The organism is Collinsella aerofaciens, assembly GCF_015556945.1.
Classification (GTDB): domain Bacteria; phylum Actinomycetota; class Coriobacteriia; order Coriobacteriales; family Coriobacteriaceae; genus Collinsella; species Collinsella aerofaciens_AO.
In genome coordinates this window covers 1-26,075 of sequence record NZ_JADNNH010000009.1, presented here as the reverse complement: position 1 = coordinate 26,075, position 26,075 = coordinate 1, and the positions used below count along the sequence as shown (strand labels likewise).

Sequence of the window (26,075 nt, the reverse complement as noted above, 5' to 3'; positions counted from 1 at the left end):
ATGTCTGAATCCAAACCGACGCTGCACCGCGAACAGATTGCGGGCATGAATATCCACTACATCATGTGGTCGCTCGATTACTTCCTTGATGTGCAGCAGCGCTTGGGCTTTGAGTCCATTGAGCTGTGGTGTGCAGAGCCGCATGTGACGCTCGACCACACGGGCTATTTTGAGGCTGAGGTCCTGGCGAAAAAGGCTGCAGACCGTGGGCTTAGGTATCGTACTCTGTGCCCCGAGAATGTTGTCTATCCTTGGCAGTATTGCGCACGCAAACCGCTGCATGAGCAGCGCAGCCTGGCGTACTTTAAGCACGGCATTGAGCTTGCCGAGGTACTTGGGTGCGACCGCATGTCCATCAACTCGGGCTGGGGCGACTGGGACGAGGACCGCGAGGAAGCCTGGAAGCGCAGCCGCGAGCACTTGTCCATTCTGGCGGAGTATGCCGGCGAGCACGGTCTGGTGCTTACGATGGAAAGCCTGCGTCCCGAGGAGAGCAACCTTGTGACGACGGTTTCCGATGCGAAGCGCATGATTGACGAGGTCGCGAGCCCGTACTTACAGCCCATGGTTGATACAACCGCGATGGGCGTTGCAGGCGAGACGCTCGAGGACTGGTTTGCCGCCTTTGGTGATGGGGCAATTCACGAGATGCACTTTATCGACGGTGACCCGTATGGCCATCTGGTGTGGGGCGATGGCAAGCACGATATGGACGCCTTCGTCGCCACGCTCAACGCCCATGGTTTCGACGGCATGCTGGGCCAGGAAATCACGGACGGTCGTTACTACGATGATCCGGCGGCGGCAGATGCCAAGAACATGGCCGCATTCGAGAAATATCTGATTGACTAAAAAAACCATCGGCCACGCAACCAACGTCATTGATTGCGGGCCAAACAAGAAAGGAACTGGATATGAACGCACACGATCTGATCAAAGAGGCAATTGCCGAGAAGGGCAAGTTCGACAGCGTCTACTGGATTGCTTGCGGTGGCTCCATGATCGATTTGATCCCGGCTCATGAGCTTCTGCAGCGCGAGGCAACCACCTTCACTTCGTATATCTATACGGCTCGCGAGTTCGATATCATGCGTCCGCGTCGTCTGGGCGAGAAGTCCCTGGTCATCGCTTGTAGCCACAGCGGCAACACCCCCGAGGTCGTCGAGGGCTGCGAGATTGCCCTTGCTGCCGGCGCTACGGTGATCGCCCAGACCGACAACGCTGGATCCAAGATTGACTCCGGCAAGTGGACCACGTGGGTCTACCCGTGGGGCGAGGGCGTGCCGCAGGCCGAGGTCCCCGCTGGCATTTCGCTGTCGCTTGCGGCCGAGCTGCTCGATCAGCAGGAGGGCTACGCCGATCTTGCCGATATGTATGCCGGTATCGCCGAGATGGATAAGATTCTTCCCCCGGCACGCGAGAAGGTAAATGCCGAGCTGGGCGATCGTTTTGCCAAGCTTTGCCAGGAGCACGAGTTCTTCTACATTCTGGGCAGCGGTCCCAACTTTAGCCAGACCTACGGTTTCGCTATCTGCTCTCTTATGGAGATGCAGTGGCAGCACTGCAGCTACATCCACTCTGCCGAGTACTTCCATGGCCCCTTCGAGGCTACTCAGGATGGCGTTTTTTACTTCCTGCAGATGGGCTCCAGCGAGTGCCGTGCCATGGACGAGCGCGCCCTGGCGTTCCTTAAGACGCATACCGATACGCTGATGGTGCTCGATGCCAAGGAGTACGGTATGGAAGCCGTGCCGGCGAGCGTCCGTGCCTATCTGGACCCGGTGCTGTTCTACGCCATGAACTGCGAGCTGCGTGCTGCACGCGGCAAGGTGTTTGATCACGATCCCGATTTCCGTCGCTATATGGGTGTTGTCGAGTACTAGAAGGGGCAAAGGCCATGGCATTTAACGTTAACGCGCTCGGATTTGGCGACAACGTCGTCGATCGCTACGAGCATATCCACACCATGTATCCTGGCGGCAATGCGGTGAACTTCGCCGTTTATGCCAAGAAATGCGGTGCCGCACGTTCTGCATACATGGGCATTTTTGGCAATGACGCCGCTGCCGAGCATGTCATTGCAAGTCTCGAGGATGAGGGTATCGAGCTTGACAAGTGCGAGCAGATGATTGGCGAGAACGGAGCGGCTCGCGTGACCGTCGTTGACGGTGACCGTGTCTTCCTCGGCTCCAACGAGGGCGGTATCCGTGGCGATGCGCGCTATGTCCTCGATCGCTTTGACCTTTCGTACATGAAGCAGTTCGATGTGGTTCATTCGGGCAACTATTGCTTTACCGAGCGCGAGCTGCCCAAGCTGAAGGCTGCGGGCGTCACGGTCTCTTTTGACTTTTCGGACGACTCCACCGACGAGTACTACGAGCAGATTGCGCCCTACGTCGATTTCGCTTTCTTTAGTGCGGCGGATGCCGCGAGTGAGGACGAGATTCGCGAACGTCTGGCATGGGTGAAGGGCCAGGGTCCGCGTTTTGTGTCGGCTACGGCGGGCGCCGAGGGCTGCATTGCTTACGACGGCGAGCGCTATTACCGCCAGCTGGCTAAACCGGTAACGGACATGAAGGACACCATGGGGGCGGGCGACTCGTTCCTCACCTCGTTTTTGATGTGCTATCTCGATTCCGCCAAGCGTGGTGAGGATGGCGCCGAGGCCATCGAGCGCGCGCTCGACTTTGCTGCCGGGTTTGCCTCGACCGTGTGCGGTATGGAAGGTTCTTGGGGCCACGGAGCGCCAATCGTCGAATAGCTTAAGAAAGCGTACGGCGGTCTGGCTATGAGGCCTTGGACAGCCGATGCAAAACAATAAGCGAAACGCGAAAAGGGGGCTCGCCATGTGGTGGGTCCCCTTTTGAACATTGGAGAAGACCATGGGTATTAAAGCGTGCGCGGCTGGTTTTTGCTGTGCGGACGTCTATCAAAACATCGGCGTGTTCTATCCGACTGGTAATGGCATTGACTGGGGTATCCATCTTGCACGAATGGGCGTTTCGGTATCCGCCGTGTCGGTTGTCGGCAAGGACGAGTACGGAGACAAGATGAGAGAGGCGCTGGCCGCTGAGGGGCTCGATATCTCACATCTGCGGGTGGAGGATGGCGACACCTCGGTGATGCTCATGGCATTGAAAGACGGCGTCGATCGCGTGCATCTCGAGGCAATCGATGGCGTAATGGAGACATATCGACCGAATGAAGATGACCGGGCGTTTATCCTAGAGCATGACATCATTCATACCGACCTGTTTGGCAATTGTTTGGACCTCCTGCCCGAATGGCACGATGCGGGCAAGACGGTGGTTATGGACTTCTCGGTGTTCAGCCAGGATCCCGAATATGCATGTGAGAATCATTTTCCCTACGTTGACTACGCATTTATGTCGTTTGAAGAGGACACTCCGGAGCTACGAGACTGGGTACGCCACGTGCAGGAATTGGGACCGCGCGTTGCGGTTGCCACGCTTGGCGAGAAGGGAAGCATTGCCTATGACGGTGAGCGCTTCTATGAGTGCGGGATTGTACCGGCGGAGAAGGTCGTTAATACCGTGGGTGCCGGCGACTCGTATATTGCCGGGTTTACCAAGGGCGTGATCGATGGCCTTGATATTCCGGCGTGTATGAAGGCGGGCGCTGAGCTGTCGTCCCGAGTGATTGGTTCGTTTGAGCCGTACTAGGGTCAAATGCCTGGAAAGGAGTACGAAATGGTTATCGACATGTTGGTTCAGCCCATGCTCTACGGCGAGATCTGTACGCCGGGTGATGAGCCTGATGGATTCGGTTTTTGGTCACGAGAATTTGGTATGGGGCATATGGGTCCCATGGATTGGGACGAGCTTCAAGTTGAGATGGACGTCTGCGATGTGCAGAAGAGCTTGCTCATGCCGCTCGATGTAACCACGGCATGCGGAGGGCATTTTGGCACCAATGACCAGATTGCCATGCTGGTTGCCGCGCATCCCGATCGTCTGTGGGGATTTGCGAGCGTAGATCCGCGGGTGAGCAGTGCCGCAGGCGAATTGGAGCGCGCCTTTACCGAGCTGGGGGCAAAGGGGCTTTGTCTGCATCCGGCAAAGCAGGGTTTTGACCCCGATGATGCTGTGGCTGAGCCGCTTTACGAGCTGTGCGAGCGCTATAACAAGCCGGTGGTTTTCCATGCCGGTATGTCTTGGGAGCCGGGCGCAGAGCTCTCGCGCAGTAACCCGCTTGCATTTGAGCACACAATCGCAACGCATCCAAATGTGCGTTTTAGTTTGACCCACTTTGGCTGGCCCTGGGTGCGCGAGACCGTGGCGATGCTGCTCAAGTATCCCAACTGCTACACGGACACCTCTATCACTTACATCGATTCGCCCGAGGAGATGATGCAGCGTCTTTTCACGGTCGATATGGGGCCGCTGTGGTATGAGCGCGCGCTATCGCATCAAGTGATGTTCGCCAGCAATACGCCGCGTTTCCGTGCGTTCAAACTCAAGCGGGCGCTCGATACCGTGTCCATGCGCGATGATGCGCGAGAAAGGCTCTACTGGGGTAATGCCCTGCGTTTTCTTGAAGGGGATGAGTAAACATGGTGACGCTCGAAACATTGAGCTATCTATCGACTGCTCCGGACCAGTTCATCGATATTACCGAAGACGTGCACGCTGCCATCGAACGCAGCTCGGTGACCAATGGCTTGGCAGCGATTATTTTGTCGCATACGACCTGTGGAATCGTGGTAAACGAGGGGCTGCCCTGCGTGGAGACGGATCTTATGGAAACGCTTGATCGCATCGCCCCACTCGATGCCCCCTATGCACATGCACACTTCCTGCCGAGCTATGGAGCCACCGGCAACAACTCCTGTGGGCATATCAAGAGCATGATTTGTGGGAACAGTTGCTTCTTTCCCGTCCAAGATGGCCACATCGTGTGCGGAAGTGCCCAGAACATCTATCTTGCGGAGTTTGACGGTCCGCAGAAGCGAAAAGTGTACGTCGAGGTGCTGGGGGAGTAACGTCCCTGCAATAACCCTATGAAGGAGCACGCTATGTCGTTTCTAACTTCGATGTTCAAGACCGAAAAGCCGGTTATCGGAATGCTGCACCTGCGTCCTCTGCCGGGCGACCCACTGTATTACCCGGGTGGAAGCGTGTCGCAGGTCGTGGAAGCCGCCAAGCGCGATCTCGAGGCGTTGCAACAGGGCGGTGTCGATGGCATTTTGATTACCAATGAGCTCTCGATGCCCTATGAGCAGCACGTTTCTCCCTCAACCCTTGCATCGATGGGCTATGTAATCGGAGCTCTGTCCCATGATCTGTCGACCCCTTGGGGAGCCGAGGCTATTTACGACGGTGATGCCACAATCGAGCTGTGCGCTGCTGTCGATGCGCAGTTCACGCGCTGCAATTTTTGCGGTGCCTGGGCCGGTGATCTCGGGCTGATTAATCGAGATTTCGCGCACACCATGCGTCGCAAGGCGGCGCTGCGCCTGGATGACCTCAAGCTTTTTCACTTCATCACGAGCGAGGGGGAGGTTTATCTCAACGACCGCACGACTGCGGACATTGCCGATTCACTTCTCTTTAATTGCCTTCCGGATGCAATGGTCATCGGCGGTTCGGCTGCCGGTCGTGGCGCTTCGGGCGAGCTTGCCGATGAAGTCCGCGAGCGTGTTGGCGAAGTACCTGTGGTATGTGGCACCGGTTGTCGCGAAAATACCGTGGCTGACGTATTCGCTCACTACGATGGTGCGTTTGTCGGCACGTGCTTAAAGTGCGACGGAAAGCTGGATGCCCCGGTCGATGTTGAGCGGGTAGCTCGTTTTATGGCTGCCGCTCGTACGGCGCGAGGGGAGTAGGCACCTATGGCGCTCTATCTGGGTATTGATATTGGGACAAGCGCCTCTAAAGGCGTTTTAATCGATGATCGATGCAACATCGTTTGCCAAGCTTCTTGTGGACACGAGACGGACAACCCGTGTGATGGATGGTACCAGCATGATGCGGAGGCAGTTTGGTGGGGCGATTTTTGCCGCTTGTCGCGCGAGCTGGTGGCGCGATCGGGGGTTAACGCGGCACAGATCGGATGCGTGGGCCTTTCCGCATTGGGTTGCGACTGTGTGCCAGTCGATACCGAGTGCAACGCGCTGGCGCCCGCGATTTTGTATGGAGTCGATGCACGTTCGAAGCCGCAGATTGACGAGCTCCTTTCCGAATATGGGTCAGATCGCGCACGCGAGCTTTTCGGGCATGATCCCTGTTCGTCAGATATTGCTCCCAAGATCTTGTGGTTTAAGGAGAATATGCCCGAGGTGCACGAACGTGCCGCGAAGTTCCTGACGGCGTCATCGTTTCTGTGCGCAAAGTTGACGGGGCGTTTTACGGTGGACCGTTATTTAGCGGAGGATTTTCTTCCCCTATACGACCGCTACACCTGGAAGGTTGATGCTCGGGAATGTGCTCGTTTCTGCCGGCCTGACCAGATGGCGGAGGTGATGTCGGCTACCGATATTGCCGGGGTGATTACGCAGCGTGCGGCTGAGGCGACGGGGCTCGCGGCAGGGACACCTGTCTTAGTGGGAACGGGCGACTCTGGTGCCGAGGCCATTTCGACGGGTGTATTCCGTCCCGGCGATATGATGGTTCAGTTGGGGAGTACGGCGTATTTCATCTACCTAGCTGATCATATGATCGATGATGCCCGCCTGTGGCCGGGGACGTTTATCATTCCCGGAACTTACGGGATTTGCGCGGGGACCAATACGGCGGGCGCACTCACATCGTGGCTGCGCCAAGAGCTGTATCGCGACGCCGTAGAGGCCGAGGGCCACGGTGGTCCCGATGCCTATTCGGTTATGGCGCATGATGCCGCCGACGTGGCGCCGGGTGCCGATGGGCTCCTGTGTCTGCCGTACTTTGCGGGGGAGCGTACTCCGCTCAACGATCCCGAGGCGCGTGGCGTCTTCTTTGGCCTGACCGGAAGGCATACGCGAGCCCATATGGTTCGCGCCGCCTTGGAAGGCGTCGCGTATACCGTTGCATCCCATGTCGACATTATCGAGCGAGAGCATGGACTGCCAATTGGGCGCATTATGCTTGTCGGAGGTGGAACCAAGAATCCAGTTTGGATGCAGGCTATCGCCGACGTATGCGGGCGCGAGGTCTCGGTTGCCAAGGTTACGGTGGGCGCATGCTTCGGTGATGCCATCATGGCAGCTCTCGCAGGTGGCGCTTATGCATCATGGGATGAACTCGCCCGAGTCCTTGGCGTTGCGCAAACAATCGAGCCCGATATGGCTGCCCACGAGTTATATGCGTCGCGTCGTCATATCTTTGACGAATTGTATGCACGCAACTGTGATCTCATGCACGAATTGGTGTAATGCTGCCGAACTGTACTGCCTACCAATAGGGACTGCGTTGTGCGATTCGCATGACCCTTGGCATTTTTGCCCACAGGGGTTAGCGAAGGTCAAAAACAGCGTGCGCATTTGCTAAAACTACCGACTCGATGCGCTTTGCGTCACAGTTTTTGAGTGAGGCAATGCGCATCGAGGTCCTTGCGAGCGATCTGATGAGCGACTGCGCGCTTGTTTCTGTGTTTGCCTCCGCCGGCGCATCGGTTTCGAGCAGTAAACGATCGAGTGGAATCTGTCGTGCGTATTCGCGACCGCGCTTGGTCGCGAGCATGCGTTCGTTGACGGAAAAATAACAGCCCGCATTACGCGCGCGGACGAGTTCGTCCGAAGTACCGCTAAACCAGTGGAAGATGATAACGGGGGAGTCGGGGTTTGGGATGAGTAGTCCATGCGATTCGAGGACGTCCAGTACGGCTCCTGCCGAACGAACGGCGTGAATTGATATCACGCGCCCGGTAAGAGGATGCTGCACGAGCGCATCGCAGAGCCGGTTAAGTGCCTGTATTTGTAGCGGCTCACTTCCAGCAAAGCGCGCGGAAAAGTCGAGTCCGACTTCGCCGATGTAGTGCTCTTGGGCGGCAACTTCGCAAAGCAGATTGACTTCGGCAGGACCGCAGCGGCCGTCGGCGAGCCACCAGGGATGGAGGCCGACGCCCGCGATAATGTTTGGGTAGCGGCTGGCACGCTTTTTTGCTGCCGCGAAGTCGCGTGGGTCGACCCCGCAATCAAAGACCCCCAGTCCTATAGCCGCAGTTTCGTCGGCAACAGCATTCGGGTATGCCATCAAATCAAGATGGCAGTGTGCATCAAATAACCGGGGCTCCATCTCGGCGCGTTCCGCTAGTCCAGGCGCTGGCCATCGGAGCGTACACGTTCGGTGCCGCGGCCGCTGATCTGGCGGATAACCTCGCCGGCAATCATCTGACCCATGATGGGCGGCATAAAACTGGCGGTTCCGAGCTCGGTACGCTCGTGGATGTTGGAAGGGTCGCGGGGCTGTGTCTTAACCGATTCCTCGCAGCTAAACAGCACGTGCAGGCTCTTGATTCCGCGCTTCTTACATTCTTTGCGCATAATGCGGCTCATAGGGTCACGTACCGTATCGAAGATGTCGGCAAAGCGGAGACACTCGGGATGGAGCTTGTTGGCCCCGCCCATGGAGCTAACCAAACGAATGTCGTGGTCCTGAGCATATTTGGCAATGGTGAGCTTGGCCGAGATGGTGTCGATGGCGTCGATGACGTAATCGAGCTTGCCGCCTGTCTGCTCCAAAACGCTTGCGAAGAATTCGTCGATGTTGTCGCTTAGCAGGTATTCGGTACGCTTGATGACGGTGGCGGCAGGATTGATGTTTTTGATCATGGCCTCCATAACGTCGACCTTGCGCTTGCCGATGGTGCTGTGAAATGCGATGGCCTGGCGATTGATATTGCTGGGCGCGATGATGTCCTTGTCCAGAATGACGAAGTGACCGATGCCGCCGCGGGCGAGTGCCTCGCAGCAGTTGGAGCCCACGCCTCCGCAGCCGAGCACCAGCACCGTGGCGTTGGCGAGCTTATCGAGTGCCTCGCGGCCCATGATGATCTCGAGCTTGGTGTCGCGTGTCTCGATGGGGGCTGCGGTTTCGGTCATAAATATCCTCCGATGGGGAAGCAGGTCGTGTTTTAGCTATCGCCATTATAGGTAATCGCCCATAGGTTGCGATGGCGTTTGCTTTGATGTGGTTTGAAGCATTGCGATTAGACAGTTAGACAAACATCTAAATATCGAGTATAGTGTGCGCGTCATGAGAGATGATGAGAGGAGGTCTTATGCCGGGAGAGGGTTTTAAGGCGCTTGCCGATCCAACGCGACGGCGCATTTTGGAGTTGCTGCGCGAGGGCAATTGCACGGCGGGGGAGCTTGCCGAGCATTTCGATATCAGTAAGCCGTCGCTAAGCCATCACTTGGCGACGCTCAAAAATGCCGGGTTGGTGACCGACGAGCGCCATGGCCAAAACATCGTATACAGCTTAAACACCACCGTCATGCAGGATTTAATTGGCTGGTTTATGGGCTTTACAAACACTGAAGGTGATAAGGATGAATAACGAAAACAAGGGCATTCACCCCACGGGGGTATCGTCGCGCGTGTGGATTGCGCTGGTCGCTCTGTGCGCCGCCAATGTCGTAGCGCACCTCATGGTGATGCCGAGCTTGCCTGCGCAGATTCCCACGCACTGGGGCGCGAACGGCGCCGTCGACGGTTGGGGTCCTAGCTGGATGGCCTCCGCGCTCGGCGCGCTGCCTCTGGCGCTTCTCGCAATGTTCTGCGTGGTGCCGCGCATCGACCCCAAAGGTGAGGCATATCGAACCTCGGGCAAGTTCTACCAGGGCTTCGTAATCGCCTTCACCTTGTTCATGTGCGCCATAAGCTGGCTGGGAGAGCTTACGGTCTGGGGCGTGGTGCCGGCGGTCGGTTCGGTCAACGTGCTGATTTCCGGTGTTGTCGGTTTGCTGTTCATCGGCGTAGGCAACTACTTGCCGCGTGTGAAGCAGAACTATACGCTCGGTATCAAGACACCCTGGGCGCTTGCCGATCCCGAGAACTGGCGCCGTACGCAGCGTTTTGGCGGCGCCTGCTTTATGGTGCTGGGTATTGGCCTGATTGTGATGGGCGTGGCAGGCAGCGTGCTTTCGAGTGAAGTCGTCGCCGCGGTGATTGCGGTTCTGGCGTTTGGTTCGGTTGGAGCCGTCTACGTCTACTCGTATCTGTTGTGGCGCAAATCGCAGCGAGCCGCTCGTTAAGGTTGCGGAAAACTAGCGTACGCAGTTCATAGTATGTTCCGGGGGACTTTTCCCAGGTAGTATTAGGGGGTGTGGGCAACCATGCCCCTTTTTATTAGAACGCGCGAACTGCCTCTCCGCTTTTTCCAAAACGGAGAGGGGGAGAAGATTTCCGCAGCTAGATAAGGAGAAATGACAGTGGCGGAGTTCATTTATCAGATGTATCAGGCTCGCAAGGCCCATGGCGACAAGGTGATCCTTGACGACGTGACCCTGAGCTTCTACCCCGGTGCCAAGATCGGCGTCGTGGGCCCCAACGGTATGGGCAAGTCGACCCTGCTCAAGATTATGGCCGGCATCGAGGAGGTCTCCAACGGCGATGCCAGGCTCACTCCCGGCTACACCGTGGGCATCCTGCAGCAGGAGCCGCCGCTCGACGATGACAAGACCGTCATCGAGAACGTGCGCATGGCGTTTGGCGACATGATTGCCAAGGTCGATCGCTTCAACAAGATCGGCGAGGAGATGTGCGACCCGGATTGCGACATGGACGCCCTCATGGCCGAGATGGGCAAGCTCCAGGACGAGATCGACGCCGCCGACGGCTGGGATATCGATTCCAAGCTCGGCCAGGCCATGGACGCCCTGCAGCTGCCCGATTCCGACATGCCGGTCAACGTGCTTTCCGGCGGCGAGCGCCGTCGCGTGGCCCTGTGCAAGCTGCTGCTCGAGGCTCCCGACCTGCTGCTGCTCGACGAGCCCACGAACCACCTGGACGCCGAATCGATCCTGTGGCTCGAGCACTTCCTGCACAACTACCAGGGCGCGGTGCTTGCCGTCACGCACGATCGCTACTTCCTGGATAACGTTGCCGAGTGGATCTGCGAGGTAGACCGCGGTCACCTTTATCCCTACAAGGGCAACTACTCCACGTATCTGGAGACCAAGGCCGCCCGTATCGAGGCGCAGGGCAACCGCGACGCCAAGCTCGCCAAGCGCATGGAGGCCGAGCTCGAGTGGGTACGCAGCTCGCCCAAGGCTCGCCAGGCCAAGAACAAGGCCCGTCTGGCTCGCTATGAGGAGATGGAGGCCGAGGCCCGCGCAAGCCAGAAGCTCGACTGGACCGACATCCGCATCCCCGTGGGCCCGCGTCTGGGCAACAAGGTGCTCGAGGCTCATCACCTGCACAAGGAGTTCGATGGCCGTGTGCTCATCGACGACCTATCGTTCACCCTGCCGCGCAACGGTATTGTGGGCGTCATCGGCCCCAACGGTGTGGGCAAGACCACGCTGTTCAAGACCATCGTGGGCCTGGAGCCGCTGACTTCGGGCGAGCTCGAGGTGGGCGAGACCGTCAAGATCTCCTATGTCGATCAGAACCGTTCTGGCATCGACCCCGATAAGAACCTGTGGGAGGTCGTCTCGGACGGCCTGGACCACATGATGGTCGGCGAGACCGAGGTTCCGAGCCGTGCTTATGTGGCGAGCTTTGGCTTTAAGGGCCAGGACCAGCAGAAGCGCGCCGGCGTACTCTCCGGTGGCGAGCGCAACCGTCTGAACCTGGCGCTCACGCTCAAGCAGGGCGGAAACCTGCTGCTCCTCGACGAGCCCACGAACGACCTCGACGTCGAGACGCTGTCCTCGCTCGAAGCGGCACTGCTCGAGTTCCCGGGCTGCTCGGTGGTCATTAGCCACGACCGTATGTTCCTGGACCGCGTCGCCACGCACATTCTGGCGTGGGAGGGCACCGACGAGAATCCGGGCAACTGGTATTGGTTTGAGGGCAACTTCGAGGCCTATCAGGCCAACCGCATCGAGCGCCTTGGCGAGGACGCAGCCCAGCCGCATCGTATCCACCGCAAGCTCACGCGCGATTAGTCGAGCTCAGGTGACCTAACGAGAAAGGGACGATAACCCCAAGGTTATCGTCCCTTTTTGTTACTTGGTAGAAGGCTCGACTTTATCGATGGTCCAGGCGGCTCCGAGGCCGCCGGTGGTGTTGCGGCGGATGCGCACGGTGACTTCGTGGCGCTCGCCGGCCTGCGTGTAGTGCAGGGGGAAGCTTGCGCGGTTTCGCGCGGCCTCGATGGTACCGCGCTCGCGGGCGATCCAGTAGTACTCGCCGACGATACCGAGCGTGTCGGCGCCGTAGGGGAGATAGGTCGATAGCTCGTGCAGAAGCGGGCCGGGGCAGAAGACCTCGGTTGCGAAATCGATGGGGAAGTCCTTGGGGATGGTCGGTGCTGCGGGTGCGGGGGCCGGTGCTGCAGCGGGGGCCGGAGACGGTGCCGGTGCGGGAATTTGGTCGCAAACAGCGGCGGGCACGGATTCGATGACGGGTGCGGGCTCCGGCGTCGCTTCCGGCTTGATCGTGGAATCTGCGGGCTCCGGCGTCGTCTTCGGCTTGGTTGTGGAATCTGCGGGCTTCACGGTGACGGGCGCGTCTGCAACTGCGGTTTCAACCTCAACCTGCGTCGCGTTCTCGTTCTCGACGCTCGACTTTGCCTCGATGGGCGTGGATGCCATGGTGGTGATGCCGGCGTTTGCGTTCTCGGGGTCATAGACGACCGTGAGCGAGATGGCGGGCTGCGGCGTCTCGGGCTCCGGCGCCGACTCGGTAGCGCCTTGATCGTCGGGCTCGTCGGGCTGATCGTCCTCGGTCTCGTCGCCAAAGACATCGCTGTTTTGGAACGCAGGCGTTTCGGGCTGGTCAGCGGCTTCTTCGGTTGTCGACTTGGGAGCTTCGTTGAGCTCCGCAGTGGCTTCCTGCTCGGATATGACTTCGGGATCGGTCGTGGCGGTGATTTCGGTGTCGGCTTCTGCCGTTACCTCAATAGCGACTTCGATCTCTGCCTCGGGCTCGGGCTCCGGAGCGACTTCGGCCACGGGCTCGGGCTCGGCGCGCTTAACGTGCTTGGGGCGCACGGCCTTGAGGTCCTTCTCGCCGCGCTTTTTCTTTTTGTAGGACTGCTTGGCACCCTTGGCAGCCTTGGGCTTGTCCTCGCCCTTGGCAAGGGCGGCATCCCAGGCCTCGTTGGCGATGAGCGTGGCATACAGGCGACCGCCCTTAAAGACGGTCAGCCTTATGCAGTCGTCGAGCTCCTCGAGCAGCTCGCGCGTGGACTCGAAGCCCAGGTCATAAGCGGCCATGTCACCAGCAGCGAGCGCCTCCTCGACCTGCGTCATAAACGTTTGCTTGCCGCACCCAATCGCATCACGCAGCAGACGATACAGATAGATGTGGTTGCCCAGCGATAGCGTGGGCTTAACTATTGTCTTGCTCATGGCAAATCTCCTCTTTACACACCAAAGCATCTTACCATCGCGCGGGGCTTGCTACCTCGGCGCCCAAGGCAAACGGGCGCGACCGTTGCCGGTTCGCGCCCGTTATACAGGTCGATTATCTATGAGGGGCAAACGTGCTTAGTTGCCCGATGCCGTGCCTTGGCTCGAGCTGTCAGATGCCGTGCCGGACGCGGTTCCACTCGAGCTGTTCGAGTTGCTGGTGTTGCTGCTGTCTGCTGAGCCCGTTCCCGACGTGGTGTCGCTCGTCTGGTCGCCCGTGCTCGGTTGAGAGCCGTCAGTCGTTTGGCTTGAGTCGGTTGTGCCGGATTGCGTACCGTTGTTGTTCACAGAAGAATCGGCGCCCTGCGACTGATCGGGGGTGTTCGAGGACGAGTCGGTGGATGCGGAGGTGCCCTGCGAGTCGTCCTGCTGGCTTTGCGATTGACCAGTGCTGTCCGCGTCGTGCTCGGTCGTGCGTGACGACAGAATCGGCTCGGGACGCTCGCCCAGACCCTCACCGGCGGTGGTGATAAGGATGGCAGCGGTGCAGGCGATAACCGCGACGATGGCGATGGCGATCGAGAAGATGATGACCTTCTTTTGCGTCTGGCTGCGCTCTGCCGCCGCCTTGGCGCGCAGGCTGTCGGGGGCGACGCGCGCCGTGGTCGCGCGCCCTGCAATCTGGCGCATCTCCTGGGTAGTCGCGGCGCCGCCTAAGTGCTCCTCGGCATTTAATTCAACGGGTTCATAGGCGCCGGCGGGGTAGTCGACGGTGGCGTGCGTACCTTTGAGGGCTTCGGCGCTGGCAGAGATAAAGTGGCGGTAGACCTGCGAGGACACAACGGTGATGACCGAGCTCACGGCGGCACCGATCACCGATCCGGCGATACCGATCTTGGAGGCAAGCGCGACGCTCGTGGCGGCAGCTGCGGCGCCGGCGATGATTTGGGGAATGGAAATGTCGTCAAACAGGCCCTTTTTGGGCGCGATGGCCATGGTCTGTCCGATGGAATGGTTCTCGTGCACGCCGTTGTTGAGCGATGCCGGCGTCATGACGCGCGTGCGCGGCGCGTCGGTGTACTTGGTTGTCATACGGGGTCCTCCCGGTGTAAATCTGCTTCGTTTCGTGTAGCCATCAGGGTACCCACCAGATGTGAATCGTACGTGACATTTAACAGATACCATCAACTCATCAAGGGGGGCTTGCTGTCTTTGGTGCAATAGCTTGATGCTAAACTGGATTTACGATTGCGAGGTGGTTTACGTGATGTACCCGTATATGACATTCGAAGACGGTACCGAGGTCGTTCATTCTGACCTGATTGCAGATGAGGATATCGAAAAGGTTGTCGTGCATTTTGAACGACCGACGGCAGAGGGCTTCGACTCCGCTCGCTGTGAGTTGCCTTCCTGTTCGTGGACTGACTGGGAAGGGCATTTTACTCAGAGTGAAAAACGAGCTTTCGAAGAGTGTTTGAGCAAATCATTTAGATTAGTTCGAGTTTAGTTCGAATAAAGAAGCCGAATGCGATGACCTAAAGCGTATGCATTTTTAGTATTAGATGCGTATGAAATGGAGGATGTGAATGGATGAGCTAATAGACTTTAAAAAACGATTTCTCAAGAATGGCGAGCTGGTTTCAATTCCAAAAAAGGAAAGCTATAAAAGAATCATGCTGCTATGGGCCGTCTCTTTCTTTGAATTAAATACAAGTTATACGGAGCTTCAGGTTAATCGTGTGCTGTCACAGCTCTATCCTGATTATGCCGTGTTGAGGCGGTACTTGGTTGATTATGGATTCCTATTAAGGGATGAACGAGGCCTGAAATACGAGGTTAATCGTGATGTTCACGGTATTGAGAGCTAGCCATCCGGTTCGGGTCCTATATATTGCTAGAGGGATAAGCGAAATAGGCAATTGGTGTGCGAATATTGCTTTGCCAATGCTGATTTACGAGGTAACTCACGATGTTTCTGCAACTGCTTTGATGGTCTGCTGCAGATTTGCCCCCTCTCTGTTTTCAGTTTCGCTCGCGCAGCTGCCTCAGAAGATGGGTATCGGGACACTGCAGGCCATGAGATTGGCAGACTTAATTCGCGCGGGATTATTCGTTTGCTATATTTTTGTTGATAGTAAATGGAGTATGTTTGCTATTACGTGCGCGGTATCGCTTTGCCGAACGGTTGAAATGCCCTGCTTTTACTCGTTGTTAAGAGCCAATACGAATAGTATCAATCGCGACGTAATTAATAATTCGTTTGGGTTTCTGCAGAATTTGATGATGGTTCTGGGGCCAGTTGCCGGCGGTTTTGTTGTCGCTCAATTTGGGGCGGAGGCTGTTCTTGCATTAGACGCGCTTTCTTTTGCCGCGTCGTTCTGGTTGCTGCGAGATGTTCCGTCGGTTATCGAGGTTAATGATAAAGAGGGGATAAGCAAAAATGAAAAAAACAGGACTGCATTTAGTGATCTTAGCGCGAAGCACTTGGCAATTGGTTTCCTATTAATCGATATTTCTAGTGGCGTGGCATTCGGCTCTCTGAATTCTCTTTTGCCAGCTATAGCGCAATTGCAATTTGACTCGTCATCGATACAATATGGATTCCTTCAGAGTAGTCTTACAATCGGACTGTTGTTCGGAAATACAATATATGGTCGTTTAATTAGTGGTTCCGATTGCGTTAAATCATATTGTTTTGTGACGTATCTTGCGCTCGGTGCGTATCTGGCGTTTGGCTATCGTTATGCGTCTGGGATATCGTTTATTTTCCTTTTTATCGTCGGTGCCGGAAACGCCATTCAAGATGTGCTTCTCATAACATCGCTGCAGGATTTGGCGAGAGACGAATCTGAATCGATAAGCCTGTTTTCAATTAGGGAGTCTTTGCAATCGGTTGCTGTTGTTATTTCAACACTCCTTGTTTCGCTGTTCACGAGCACCGCGATGTTCTCAATTCTCGTTACAGGACTTGGTGTATTTTCAATTATGATGGTAGCTGCGTTTCAATTGAATTATTTGCGAAAGATGTGACGTTGATATGCCTAAAACGCTTTTAGTATTTCCCCCAGGATGGAGTCCAGTGGGGCCGTATCTTGCCTTGCCTGTTTTGAAGTCATATCTTCAAGAGGTTGAACAATATAAAGTTGACATTGTTGACTTAAACGTGGAATTTTACGATGACCTCCTATCTTTTAGACATGTCGAAGAGTGCTGTAAAAGGTATCGGGAATCAAAGGATTCGTTTAGTTCGAATGTTCAATTAACAATCGAGTTGATACAAAAGTCAGCACTTAATGTTGACGAGGCAAAAGATATTTTCAGATCGAAGAGATACTTTAATCTAAAAGAAAGACAATATGCTGAAAACATTTTTAGAAATGCACTCTATATCATAAATCACGTCTCGTATGGAGTTAAATACACGTTCAACTCCATAGATCTGCCCTATGATTATTATTCGACACCAGAAATAATGAAATCGCTTGCGGATACCTTGCATAATCCGTTTATTTCCTTCTATGAAACTGCCTTTCTTAAGCGTATTCAGAGGGAAAAAATTGAGTTTATTGGGATTTCGGTGAGCGGCTGTTTCCAATTGATTTCTGCAGTTACGTTAGCGAAACTGATTAAAGAAGAATGTCCATCTGTTAAACACGTCTCATTGGGCGGCAATTACATTACTCGTTTAGCAGATGACTGCATGAAAGAATGGCATCCCTTTTTTGAATACATTGATTCGATAATGATGTATGACGGCGAAGAGCCGCTTGCACGTCTTCTTGAGGCTCTTGACTCCGGTGATGACAATCTCGACTGTGTTCCAAACCTTTGCCATGCTAAAGGTGGAAAGATATATAAAAACCATCGGATTGAGCAAACATTTATCAACGATACAGTTCCCGATTTCGATGGCTTCGCCCTTTCTAAATACTTCATGCCTGAGTTAATATTGCCGGTTTATTCCTCTAGGCAGTGTTTTAATCATTGCGCCTTCTGCACCATTCCCGGTGCTACCGGTGGTTGTTACCGAAAGATGCCTATATCGAGAGTATTTGAAATAATGTGTCGGTTAAATGAAAAATACGGCACGAGAGTTTTCTCTTTTGTGGATGAAACATTCGAAGGCAAAAGAATGGAGCAACTCGCGGATGAAATAAACGCATCGGGAAAAACGTTTTTCTGGCATGGAGAAACGAGGTTCTCTCCAACCCTAAGTACAGACGTTTTCAACAAGATATACCAAAGTGGATGTAGGCAGATTCAGTTTGGCCTCGAGTCATACAACCAAAGAGTTCTTGATCTAATGAAGAAGAACACGAGAGTTGATTGGATTGATCGCAATATCCATGATTGTCTCAATGCGGGTATTCCTGTTCATCTATTCTTTATGATTGGCTTCCCGACCGAAACTAAAGAAGAGGCTCTGAACACCTTAGCTTATACAGAGAATGTTTTGAATTATTCAAAACAGGTATGTGGTGTTCCATATTCCACGAGAGGATTTACGAATTTTGGTCTCGTTATGGGGTCGGATGTTTGGAATCATCCCGATAAGTATGGTGTCTCTGTAATGCCGAAGTCCCAATATGAGGATTTGCGCCTCGAAGTGGATTATGTTTCAGGCACTGGTTTAACTTTAAATGAAGCAAAATCCTTATCTGATGAGCATCATATTGATTTTTATATGCAAGAGGTCATAAACGGTAGCGACACAATTGACTTGCCCCAGCGGCTTCATATTTCAGAGGTGACCTGGATCCTAGATTCTATTCACGCTGTCAGGTATAAGGGACATTTGACCAAAGTAAAGCGACGGCTAACTAGTCTAAATCCAGCTGATCGAATCTGGCTGGATTCCAAGACCTCTGTCGTGCTCGTTGAGCCATTTGCCTACTTCTATAATTCTGAATACCATCATGTCTATGCTGTTTCCCAGTTGGTATACCTTAAGTTGGCCCGTTTATTGGAGGCCGATTGTAGCATTTCTCTTATCCTTGATCAGGGCGACCTCGAGCTGACAAGGGCGATAGAAGAACTGTTGCATTATGGATTGCTGAATACAAATATCGATGCCGATTATGTAATGCACGATAATGGTTTTCAATTGGTTAAAAGTTCGTTTGTGAAAGAAGTCGGACGCTCAAAAGAGGGGTTAAGAGTACTGCTGAGTTGTGCCACCCATAGAATGTGTGCGGTTAATGATTTTTCGTTCGCTTTGCTTTCGTTGTTTGAAAAGCCGATTACTAAGAACGAGGTGCGCGACATTTTGAAAAAAGAGGGACTATCGGCAAACGAGGAGCAATTAAACAAGTTGGTTGATAATTGCATGAAAGCAGATATACTACAATTGATTAGATAGAGGAGGTTTCTGCATGGACGTTATTAACAAAGATCTCTTGGAGCAACTGAAAGAGTTTCAGGAAGAGGGCGTCGTGGTGGAAGTGTTCGACTTTGAGGACTACATGGATAAATTCTGCCATTAGTTTCGGAATTTACTCGCCTCGCTTAAAGGAGAAGTCGATTATCGATTTCTCCTTTTTTAATTAAAGATATTTTTGAAATACATGCTTTTAGCACAGGTTGGCCTCTCAGTAAACTGGGAGGTTGCTTTGGCTAGTTAGAGATATGTGAACGTCCGTTAGACTGAATCTCAGGGTAGAAGGGGCCTCCAGTGTCCAGATCAACAAGGCAATGCTGCGTTTCGGCTAATAAGAACGATGGCTTTTTGCGTGTGGCGGCGGCGTCGCCGCAGATTCGCGTGGCCGATGTCGAGGGCAATGCCGAGGTTGCGTTAGCGGCTGTTCGCGCGGCTGTTGAGCGCGGCGTTCGCGCGCTGGTACTGCCCGAGCTCAACTTGTGCGGCTATACCGCGGCCGATCTGTTCCATAACCGCACATTACTGCATGCCTGCGAGGCTGCTTTGGTGCATATCCTCGATGAGACTCGTGAGCTGCCGATTGTCTTTACTATCGGTCTTCCCGTTGCAGTTGCCGAGAATATCTACAACTGCGCCGCCGTGTGCTGCGCGGGCGAGCTTTTGGGCCTCACGGCCAAGAAGTATCTGCCCAACTATGGCGAGTTCTACGAGCGCCGCTGGTTTGCTCCGGCGCCCGCAGATCCCGTGTGGGTCGAGTTTGCCGGTCAGGGTCCGGTTCCGCTGGGTTCGGGGCTTGTCTACCGCTGCTGTGATGAAGGTGCCGAGGATATGGTGCTGGGCGTTGAGATCTGCGAGGACCTGTGGGTGCCGGCACCCCCTTCGACCGAGATGGCGCTTGCCGGCGCTACGGTGATCCTTAATCCCTCTGCTTCCGACGAGATCATCGGCAAGGCAGACTATCGCCGCAGCCTTATCTCTAACCAAAGCGCACGCCTGTACTGCGCCTATGCCTATGCGGATGCGAGCGAGGGCGAGTCCACGACCGATATGGTCTTTGCGGGCGAGAACCTTATCTACGAAAATGGCTCCAAGCTCGCCGCCACCAAACTGCTTACCTGCGATATGGCCGTCGCCGATATCGATCTTGACCGTCTGGTTGCCGAGCGCCGCCGCTCGACGACGTGGGCGCGCGCGGACGATGCGCCGGAGGCCACGACCGTTGAGTTCTCTTTTGAGAGCACACTCTCCGAGGCTCCCGTCCTGCGCAACGCCTGCGACATCGACCGTGTCTTCCCCCGTGCGCCCTTTGTGCCGGCCGACCATGGCGACCTGGCCGAGCGTTGCGAGACCATCCTCGACCTGCAGACCGCCGGCCTCAAGACCCGCCTTGCCCATACGGGTACCAAGGCGGCCGTCATCGGTCTTTCGGGCGGCCTGGACTCCACGTTGGCACTGCTTGTGACCGTGCGCGCCTTTGATGCGCTGGGGCTGCCGCGCACCGGTATCACGGCCGTGTCCATGCCCGGCTTTGGCACGACGCATCGCACCAAGTCGAATGCCGAGTCGCTCGCCCGCGACCTGGGTGTGAGCTTCCGCGAGGTTTCGATCCACGCGGCCGTGGAGCAGCACTTCAAGGACATTGAGCACGATCCTGCCGTGCAGGACGTGACTTACGAGAACAGCCAGGCCCGCGAGCGCACGCAGATTCTGATGGATCTGGCCAACCAGGCTGGCGGTTTTGTCATCGGTACGGGCGATCTGTCGGAGCTGGCGCTCGGCTGGGCTACCTATAACGGAGACCACATGAGCATGTATGCCGTCAATGCGAGCGTGCCCAAGACGCTTGTGCGCCATCTGGTGCGCTATGCGGCTGATGTCTTTGGCGGGCGTATTGCCGAGGTCTTGCTCGATATCCTCGATACGCCGGTATCTCCCGAGCTTCTGCCGCCCACGGGCGACGGCGAGATTGCGCAGAAGACTGAGGATTTGGTGGGCCCGTACGAGTTGCACGACTACTTCCTCTACTACCTGCTGCGTTTTGGCTTTGAGCCGGGCAAGATCTACCGCATGGCGCTCAAGAGTTTCGAGGGTGTCTACGACGCCAAGACCGTCCACACGTGGCTGCGTACGTTCTATCGTCGCTTCTTTGCCCAGCAGTTTAAGCGCAGCTGCCTGCCCGATGGTCCCAAGGTGGGCTCGGTGACGCTCAGCCCGCGCGGCGATTGGCGTATGCCGAGTGACGCCAGTTCGCGTTTGTGGCTTGCGCAGATCGACGCGCTCAATCCAATTGACTAAGGTTGGCTAAATTGAACCAATGCGGGGGTTGCAAGCGTTACACTTTTGCAATCTGATGGCCCGTATCGCGCGGCGCTCTTGTCGGAGCGCCGCGTTTTTTATATCGAAAGGTGGCACCATGCAGGCATCGCAGCGTCTCGACCGCTTTGGCGCGGAGGTCTTCGCTTCGCTCAACAACAAGCTTCTCGCGCTGAAGGCTCAGGGCAAGACCATTTACAACATGAGCGTGGGCACGCCCGACTTTAAGCCGTACGACCACGTGGTCGAGGCGCTCACGCAGGCAGCCCAAGATCCCGAGATGTGGAAGTATGCCCTGCGCGACCTGCCCGAACTCAAGCAAGCCGTGTGCGATTACTATGAGCGTCGCTTTGGCGTTTCGGGCATTACGCCGTCTATGGTGCAGTCGTGCAACGGCACGCAGGAGGGCGTGGGCCATTTGGGCCTGGCCCTGCTCGATCCGGGTGACACCATTCTGGTTCCCGATCCGTGCTACCCGGTCTTTGAGGCGGGTGCCAAGATCGCCGATGCCAAGCTCGAATACTATCCGCTGGTTGCCGAGCATAATTACCTGCCCTATGTGGCGGGTATCGATCCCGAGGTGGCCGATCGTGCCAAGTATATGATCGTGTCGCTGCCCGCGAACCCGGTCGGCTCGGTGGGCACGCCCGAGATCTACGAGGAGATCATCACTTTCGCCCGCGAGCACGACCTGCTCATCGTTCACGACAACGCATACTCCGACATCGTGTTCGACGGCGAGCCGGGCGGCAGCTTCTTGCAGTATCCCGGCGCGCTCGAGGTGGGCGTTGAGTTCTTCTCGCTCTCCAAGTCGTTTAACGTCACCGGTGCGCGTATCGGCTTTTTGGTCGGTCGCGAGGATGTGGTCTCGGCCTTCGCCAAGCTGCGCAGCCAGATTGACTTTGGCATGTTCTTCCCGATCCAGAAGGCCGCCATCGCGTGCCTTAATGGCCCGCGCGATGAGGTCGAGGCGCAGCGTCTGAAGTACCAGGAGCGCCGCGATGCCCTGTGCGATGGTCTTGAGGGTCTGGGCTGGGAGCGTCCCAACGCGCATGGCTCTATGTTTGTGTGGGCCAAGCTTCCCGGTGGTCGCACCGATTCCATGGCGTTTTGCGAGGAGCTCATGGAGAAGGCCGGCGTTGTGGTGACGCCGGGCGCGAGTTTTGGTCCTTCGGGCGAGGGACACGTGCGCATGGCGCTGGTCCTGCCGCCCGATCAGATCGCTTTGGCTGTCGAGGCCATTCGCGAGGCGGGCCTGTATTAGAAACCTATTTCGACTCGTCAATAGCTCGAAACCGATTTCGCGCAGTTATTTTACGAATACTGCAAACAATTTCGGTAAACGGTCGATTTTTGGCTGCGAATAGGGGCATAATCAAAGTCCCGATTGGATGTATTGGGATTACGACAAGCCGCTCGGGTCGTTCCCGGGCGGCTTGTTTGTGGAGAGAGATGGGAGTTTCTAATGGTTAACGAGAAGAAGGTCGCTATTGTCGGCTGCGGTTTCGTCGGTTCGTCTTCGGCGTTCGCACTGATGCAGAGTAGTCTGTTCTCCGAGATGGTCCTCATCGACGTGGACAAGAACCGTGCCGAGGGTGAGGCCCTGGATATCGCGCACGGCATGACGTTTGCCGAGCCGATGAAGATCTACGCCGGCGATTATTCCGATGTCGCCGACGCCGCCATGATCGTCGTCACTGCTGGCGCTGCCCAGAAGCCCGGTGAGACCCGCCTGGACCTGGTCAACAAGAACGTCAGCATCTTTAAGTCCATTATCCCCGAGATTAAGAAGTCCGGCTTCGACGGCATTCTGCTCATCGTCTCCAACCCGGTCGATGTTCTGACCTACGCCGCCATCAAGATGTCCGGCCTGCCCGAGGGCCACGTCATCGGTTCCGGCACCGTGCTCGACACCGGTCGCCTGCAGCAGATGCTTGGTGCCCACGTCGAGGTTGACCCGCGCGATGTCCAGGCCTATGTCATGGGCGAGCACGGCGACTCCGAGTTTGTCGCTTGGTCCAGCGCTCAGGTTGCCGGTGTTCCGCTGAACACCTTCTGTGAGCTTCACGGCCACCTGGAGCATGAGGCTGCCGAGAAGCGCATCGCCGAGGACGTCAAGAACTCCGCCTACACCATCATCGAGAAGAAGCACGCCACCTACTATGGCGTCGCCATGGCCGTCAAGCGCATCTGCACCGCCGTCATGCGCGATGAGCAGACCGTTCTGCCCGTCTCTTCGCTCATGGTGGGCGAGTATGGCCTGTCCGATCTTGCCATCTCCATGCCGACCGTCGTTGGCCGCGACGGCGTTGTCTGCCGCGTCCCCGTGCCGCTGAACGACGACGAGCAGCATGAGCTCACCGTCTCCGCCAAGGCCCTCAAGGGCATCATCGACAGCGTCGATTTCTCCTGCTAAATCAAGCTCGCTAGAGCGAAAAGCTACAATGAAGGCGTCCGGGCCCACACGGTCCGGGCGCCTTTTTGGTGCAAAGTAACCTGACCCCAATGCACCATAGTTGATGGGAGGGCCATGTCGGATTCGCCTAATTTTTTGACCTATGCCCAGACGGCGTTTGATCCGTTTGAGGAGCGGCCGTTCTGCGCGGTGGATAGCCTCGTCTTTGCGTGGTTGTCCTATTTGCGTTTGCCGGGTGATATGGCGGAGCTGACGAACTGGCAGGGCCTAGACGTACGCGAGCTGCTGCGTGCCGAGTGCTACCGGGACATGATTGACGACTTGTGGGACCCGGAGGGGAGCAGGGCCTTGTTGGAGGCCGTGGCAGCAAGTCCTCGCTACCGTGGCGTGCACGTTTGCGGCTATCGTGCTGTGAGCGATATGGTGGCGACGGAGCAGTTTGCAGCCATGGCGTTCCGGTTTCCGGCGGGGTTTAGTTATCTTTCCTTCCGGGGGACCGATAGTACGATTGTGGGCTGGAAAGAAGACTTTAACATGGCGTTCCGGTGTCCTGTGCCGGCCCAGGAATCCGCGGCACGTTATGTGGACGAGGCGGCGGATGCGATTGGCGGGCCGCTTTTGTGCGGGGGTCATTCCAAGGGTGGAAACCTTGCGGTGTACGGTGCAGCGATGTGCTCCGATGTTGCCCGTGAACGAATCGAACGGGCGTATTCCCATGATGGCCCGGGCTTCGTCGAGGAGTTTCTGAACGGCGACGCCTTTGCCGATCTTTCCGGTCGAATCGACAAGACGCTACCTCGGTCGTCGATCTTTGGCATGATGTTCGAGACACAGGAGGACTATGCCATCGTTGAGAGCACCGAGTTCAGCCTGCTGCAGCACAATCCCTTTAGCTGGGTGGTTGATGGTCACGACTTCGTGTACTGTGAGCGCCTGTCTGCCGGTGCTCGATACGTTGATGGTTCCATTCGTGAGATGCTGCTTGCAGTGTCGCCTAGCGAACGCGAGCGTTTTGTAGATGCGTTGTTCTCCGTGTTTGAGGCTACGGGTGCTGAGCGGTTTGCGGATATCGCTGGGAATCTGCGCGAGAGCCTGCCCGTGATGCTCCAGGCTGCGCAAGGCTTTGACGAGGATACACGACGCTTTGTCTCGCAGACCATCGTTGCGATTCTTAAGTGTGCGCTGCTGCCCAAACGACCCCAGATCGACGTGCCCGCTGCCGGCAAGAGTTTGGCAGAACAGCTCGAGGCTTGGCAGTCCGAGCTCCTGCGCTAACCATTGGTGCAAGCAACCTGTCCCCGATGCACCAATCTTCGAAGCGCCTGGGGCGGGCTCGACCGCTATACTGATTCGTGCCGAAATCGATCTAGAACGGAATGCCGTATATGAAAATCAATCACGCGATTCTGCATATCCTGGACTTTGACTCTGCCGTCAACGTCATGAGCCAGCGCGAGCTCGATATCGAGAGCCGTACCGTCCGCAACTTCGTGACCACACATCTGCGTCGCGCGCGCACTTCGGCCGATAACAAGCGTGCCACGTTTGCCGAGAACTCCGCATTCGGCGGCGAGCTCAAGAGCTATTTCTTTGGTGAGCGTGAGTTCGTGGACCTGTCGCAGCAGATTGCGGAGTTCATCTCTTCCGAACTCACCAAGGCCGAGAAAGCTGAGTCCACCGACGTGCTCGTGGCTGATTTTGACGACGATGAGGATGCCCGCTGGTTTGCCGTGATGCTGCTGGGCTCCAAGCAGGCCTTTATGCACGAAGTGGGCCGCGAGGAAGGGGAGGTGCGCAACGACATCGCGCGCCACTACGCCATTCTGCCGAACCCCTCGCAAAAGGTGCCGAGCTATGCCATCGTGCGCGCGAGCACCATGGAGATCGGCTATGTGGACAAGAAACGCAAGATCGCCGGCGAGGACCGTATGCTTATCCCCGATGGCCTGCTGCAGTGCGACACGGGCGTATCGGGCAAGGAGGTCATCGACACCGTGACGCGTGTGGTCGAGGAAGTCGCCGGGGAGCACGGTGCCAACACGGCCGTGGCGCTCGCAAAGGTTAAGGCCGCTGTGGCCGAGAAGGTCGAGGATGACGAGGAGCTGCCGCCTTGGGATATCGTCGACGAGGTCTTTGAGGACGAGCCGGTCATCAAGGAGAGCGTGCGCGCGGCACTGACCGAGGAGAAGGTGCCTGAGCGTGTGCCCGTGGAGCGCAAGCAGGTCGAACGCGCGGCGGTGCGCAATCACAAGATTCGTACCGATACGGGCATCGAGATCAGCTTCCCGGCAGAGATGGGTTCGAATTCCGAGTACATTGAGTTCGTCAATGAGCCTAACGGCCTCATCTCCATCGAGCTCAAAAATATCGGTAGCATCGAGAATCGATAAGTTGCGTTGTTAGCGCCGGGCGATTTTAGCCGCTAATAGTCAAACGATTTTGACCAATCCCGGTCACCGAATAATGGCCACCGTGCCTCCCCGCCGCCACTACGCTGGTGGTGCCAACACGCC

General features: G+C 56.3%; 23 protein-coding genes. 19 read left to right on the top strand and 4 right to left on the bottom strand.

What is annotated here, in order from left to right:
• The 8 genes from I2F59_RS03950 to I2F59_RS03915 all read left to right on the top strand — a co-directional run bounded on the left by I2F59_RS03950 (window position 1) and on the right by I2F59_RS03915 (window position 7,369).
• Window positions 1–852 (top strand): sugar phosphate isomerase/epimerase family protein, encoded by an 852-nt coding sequence (locus I2F59_RS03950; RefSeq protein ID WP_195503316.1) that lies wholly within the window; start codon window positions 1–3, stop codon window positions 850–852.
• Between the two features lie 62 nt (window positions 853–914).
• Window positions 915–1,883 (top strand): SIS domain-containing protein, encoded by a 969-nt coding sequence (locus I2F59_RS03945; RefSeq protein WP_022094440.1) that lies wholly within the window; start codon window positions 915–917, stop codon window positions 1,881–1,883.
• 14 nt (window positions 1,884–1,897) lie between these two features.
• A complete protein-coding gene (locus tag I2F59_RS03940) occupies window positions 1,898–2,761 on the top strand; it encodes a PfkB family carbohydrate kinase (RefSeq protein WP_195503315.1) in 864 nt (287 codons plus the stop codon).
• A 121-nt stretch (window positions 2,762–2,882) separates the two neighbouring features.
• Window positions 2,883–3,683: a fructoselysine 6-kinase gene (frlD, locus tag I2F59_RS03935; RefSeq protein WP_006234358.1), complete on the top strand. Its 801-nt coding sequence runs from the start codon at window positions 2,883–2,885 to the stop codon at window positions 3,681–3,683.
• Between the two features lie 27 nt (window positions 3,684–3,710).
• A complete protein-coding gene (locus tag I2F59_RS03930) occupies window positions 3,711–4,571 on the top strand; it encodes an amidohydrolase family protein (protein ID WP_040358369.1) in 861 nt (286 codons plus the stop codon).
• A gap of 2 nt (window positions 4,572–4,573) precedes the next feature.
• Window positions 4,574–5,002 (top strand): secondary thiamine-phosphate synthase enzyme YjbQ, encoded by a 429-nt coding sequence (locus tag I2F59_RS03925; RefSeq protein ID WP_006234356.1) that lies wholly within the window; start codon window positions 4,574–4,576, stop codon window positions 5,000–5,002.
• Window positions 5,003–5,035: 33 nt separating this feature from the next.
• Window positions 5,036–5,845 (top strand): BtpA/SgcQ family protein, encoded by an 810-nt coding sequence (locus tag I2F59_RS03920; protein WP_229065328.1) that lies wholly within the window; start codon window positions 5,036–5,038, stop codon window positions 5,843–5,845.
• 6 nt (window positions 5,846–5,851) lie between these two features.
• Window positions 5,852–7,369, top strand: a complete 1,518-nt coding sequence (locus tag I2F59_RS03915) for an FGGY-family carbohydrate kinase (RefSeq protein ID WP_195503313.1) — start codon at window positions 5,852–5,854, stop codon at window positions 7,367–7,369.
• A 79-nt stretch (window positions 7,370–7,448) separates the two neighbouring features.
• Here the strand turns inward: I2F59_RS03915 and I2F59_RS03910 are convergent, their stop codons facing one another.
• On the bottom strand, window positions 7,449–8,231 hold the full coding sequence (locus I2F59_RS03910) for a TatD family hydrolase (RefSeq protein ID WP_195503312.1): 783 nt from the start codon (window positions 8,229–8,231) through the stop codon (window positions 7,449–7,451).
• A gap of 14 nt (window positions 8,232–8,245) precedes the next feature.
• Window positions 8,246–9,037, bottom strand: coding sequence for a tRNA threonylcarbamoyladenosine dehydratase (locus I2F59_RS03905; protein ID WP_195503311.1), 792 nt, complete (start codon window positions 9,035–9,037; stop codon window positions 8,246–8,248).
• A gap of 179 nt (window positions 9,038–9,216) precedes the next feature.
• Here I2F59_RS03905 and I2F59_RS03900 point away from each other — a divergent pair, with 179 nt between their 5' ends.
• The 3 genes from I2F59_RS03900 (at window position 9,217) to ettA (ending at window position 12,049) form a co-directional block, all read left to right on the top strand.
• Complete coding sequence (locus tag I2F59_RS03900) at window positions 9,217–9,495, top strand: autorepressor SdpR family transcription factor (protein WP_022094448.1); 279 nt, start codon at window positions 9,217–9,219, stop codon at window positions 9,493–9,495.
• The gene (locus I2F59_RS03895) at window positions 9,488–10,192 is read left to right on the top strand and encodes an SdpI family protein (RefSeq protein WP_195503310.1); all 705 of its coding nucleotides are present in this window, start codon (window positions 9,488–9,490) and stop codon (window positions 10,190–10,192) included. Before I2F59_RS03900 ends, I2F59_RS03895 begins: the two co-directional genes overlap by 8 nt.
• A gap of 177 nt (window positions 10,193–10,369) precedes the next feature.
• Entirely contained in the window at window positions 10,370–12,049 is a 1,680-nt protein-coding gene (gene ettA, locus I2F59_RS03890; protein ID WP_055251458.1) for an energy-dependent translational throttle protein EttA, read from the top strand.
• A gap of 60 nt (window positions 12,050–12,109) precedes the next feature.
• Here ettA and I2F59_RS03885 read toward each other — a convergent pair whose 3' ends face one another.
• Together I2F59_RS03885 and I2F59_RS03880 are read right to left on the bottom strand one after the other, a co-directional pair.
• Window positions 12,110–13,456: a hypothetical protein gene (locus I2F59_RS03885; protein WP_195503309.1), complete on the bottom strand. Its 1,347-nt coding sequence runs from the start codon at window positions 13,454–13,456 to the stop codon at window positions 12,110–12,112.
• 138 nt (window positions 13,457–13,594) lie between these two features.
• Window positions 13,595–14,548 carry a hypothetical protein gene (locus I2F59_RS03880; RefSeq protein WP_161144876.1) on the bottom strand — a complete coding sequence of 318 codons (954 nt, stop codon included), beginning with the start codon at window positions 14,546–14,548 and terminating at the stop codon, window positions 13,595–13,597.
• 494 nt (window positions 14,549–15,042) lie between these two features.
• On the opposite strand from I2F59_RS03880, the gene I2F59_RS03875 reads away from it, so the two are divergent.
• The 8 genes from I2F59_RS03875 to I2F59_RS03840 all read left to right on the top strand — a co-directional run bounded on the left by I2F59_RS03875 (window position 15,043) and on the right by I2F59_RS03840 (window position 25,952).
• A complete protein-coding gene (locus I2F59_RS03875) occupies window positions 15,043–15,324 on the top strand; it encodes a DUF2087 domain-containing protein (RefSeq protein ID WP_055251466.1) in 282 nt (93 codons plus the stop codon).
• Window positions 15,302–16,486: an MFS transporter gene (locus I2F59_RS03870; protein ID WP_195503308.1), complete on the top strand. Its 1,185-nt coding sequence runs from the start codon at window positions 15,302–15,304 to the stop codon at window positions 16,484–16,486. Before I2F59_RS03875 ends, I2F59_RS03870 begins: the two co-directional genes overlap by 23 nt.
• A gap of 7 nt (window positions 16,487–16,493) precedes the next feature.
• The gene (locus tag I2F59_RS03865) at window positions 16,494–18,815 is read left to right on the top strand and encodes a B12-binding domain-containing radical SAM protein (protein WP_195245733.1); all 2,322 of its coding nucleotides are present in this window, start codon (window positions 16,494–16,496) and stop codon (window positions 18,813–18,815) included.
• 312 nt (window positions 18,816–19,127) lie between these two features.
• Window positions 19,128–21,128 carry an NAD(+) synthase gene (locus I2F59_RS03860; protein WP_195503307.1) on the top strand — a complete coding sequence of 667 codons (2,001 nt, stop codon included), beginning with the start codon at window positions 19,128–19,130 and terminating at the stop codon, window positions 21,126–21,128.
• A gap of 118 nt (window positions 21,129–21,246) precedes the next feature.
• Entirely contained in the window at window positions 21,247–22,410 is a 1,164-nt protein-coding gene (locus tag I2F59_RS03855; RefSeq protein WP_195503306.1) for a pyridoxal phosphate-dependent aminotransferase, read from the top strand.
• A gap of 201 nt (window positions 22,411–22,611) precedes the next feature.
• A complete protein-coding gene (locus tag I2F59_RS03850) occupies window positions 22,612–23,562 on the top strand; it encodes an L-lactate dehydrogenase (RefSeq protein WP_195503305.1) in 951 nt (316 codons plus the stop codon).
• 114 nt (window positions 23,563–23,676) lie between these two features.
• Window positions 23,677–24,837, top strand: coding sequence for an Mbeg1-like protein (locus I2F59_RS03845; protein ID WP_195503304.1), 1,161 nt, complete (start codon window positions 23,677–23,679; stop codon window positions 24,835–24,837).
• 110 nt (window positions 24,838–24,947) lie between these two features.
• The gene (locus I2F59_RS03840; protein WP_195503303.1) at window positions 24,948–25,952 is read left to right on the top strand and encodes a nucleoid-associated protein; all 1,005 of its coding nucleotides are present in this window, start codon (window positions 24,948–24,950) and stop codon (window positions 25,950–25,952) included.
• The last annotated feature ends 123 nt before the right edge of the window (window positions 25,953–26,075 follow it).

Excerpts from the sequence above, each read along its gene's own strand:
- I2F59_RS03930 (WP_040358369.1), top strand. The coding sequence starts at position 3,711 with ATGGTTATCGACATGTTGGTTCAGCCCATGCTCTACGGCGAGATCTGT.
- I2F59_RS03880 (WP_161144876.1), bottom strand. The coding sequence starts at position 14,548 with ATGACAACCAAGTACACCGACGCGCCGCGCACGCGCGTCATGACGCCG.
- I2F59_RS03870 (WP_195503308.1), top strand. The coding sequence starts at position 15,302 with ATGTTCACGGTATTGAGAGCTAGCCATCCGGTTCGGGTCCTATATATT.
- I2F59_RS03900 (WP_022094448.1), top strand. The coding sequence starts at position 9,217 with ATGCCGGGAGAGGGTTTTAAGGCGCTTGCCGATCCAACGCGACGGCGC.
- I2F59_RS03895 (WP_195503310.1), top strand. The coding sequence starts at position 9,488 with ATGAATAACGAAAACAAGGGCATTCACCCCACGGGGGTATCGTCGCGC.
- I2F59_RS03915 (WP_195503313.1), top strand. The coding sequence starts at position 5,852 with ATGGCGCTCTATCTGGGTATTGATATTGGGACAAGCGCCTCTAAAGGC.
- I2F59_RS03920 (WP_229065328.1), top strand. The coding sequence starts at position 5,036 with ATGTCGTTTCTAACTTCGATGTTCAAGACCGAAAAGCCGGTTATCGGA.
- I2F59_RS03945 (WP_022094440.1), top strand. The coding sequence starts at position 915 with ATGAACGCACACGATCTGATCAAAGAGGCAATTGCCGAGAAGGGCAAG.
- I2F59_RS03850 (WP_195503305.1), top strand. The coding sequence starts at position 22,612 with ATGGTTAACGAGAAGAAGGTCGCTATTGTCGGCTGCGGTTTCGTCGGT.
- I2F59_RS03925 (WP_006234356.1), top strand. The coding sequence starts at position 4,574 with ATGGTGACGCTCGAAACATTGAGCTATCTATCGACTGCTCCGGACCAG.
- I2F59_RS03865 (WP_195245733.1), top strand. The coding sequence starts at position 16,494 with ATGCCTAAAACGCTTTTAGTATTTCCCCCAGGATGGAGTCCAGTGGGG.
- I2F59_RS03910 (WP_195503312.1), bottom strand. The coding sequence starts at position 8,231 with ATGGAGCCCCGGTTATTTGATGCACACTGCCATCTTGATTTGATGGCA.
- I2F59_RS03875 (WP_055251466.1), top strand. The coding sequence starts at position 15,043 with ATGGATGAGCTAATAGACTTTAAAAAACGATTTCTCAAGAATGGCGAG.
- I2F59_RS03905 (WP_195503311.1), bottom strand. The coding sequence starts at position 9,037 with ATGACCGAAACCGCAGCCCCCATCGAGACACGCGACACCAAGCTCGAG.
- I2F59_RS03950 (WP_195503316.1), top strand. The coding sequence starts at position 1 with ATGTCTGAATCCAAACCGACGCTGCACCGCGAACAGATTGCGGGCATG.
- I2F59_RS03855 (WP_195503306.1), top strand. The coding sequence starts at position 21,247 with ATGCAGGCATCGCAGCGTCTCGACCGCTTTGGCGCGGAGGTCTTCGCT.
- I2F59_RS03845 (WP_195503304.1), top strand. The coding sequence starts at position 23,677 with ATGTCGGATTCGCCTAATTTTTTGACCTATGCCCAGACGGCGTTTGAT.
- I2F59_RS03840 (WP_195503303.1), top strand. The coding sequence starts at position 24,948 with ATGAAAATCAATCACGCGATTCTGCATATCCTGGACTTTGACTCTGCC.
- I2F59_RS03885 (WP_195503309.1), bottom strand. The coding sequence starts at position 13,456 with ATGAGCAAGACAATAGTTAAGCCCACGCTATCGCTGGGCAACCACATC.
- frlD (WP_006234358.1), top strand. The coding sequence starts at position 2,883 with ATGGGTATTAAAGCGTGCGCGGCTGGTTTTTGCTGTGCGGACGTCTAT.
- I2F59_RS03940 (WP_195503315.1), top strand. The coding sequence starts at position 1,898 with ATGGCATTTAACGTTAACGCGCTCGGATTTGGCGACAACGTCGTCGAT.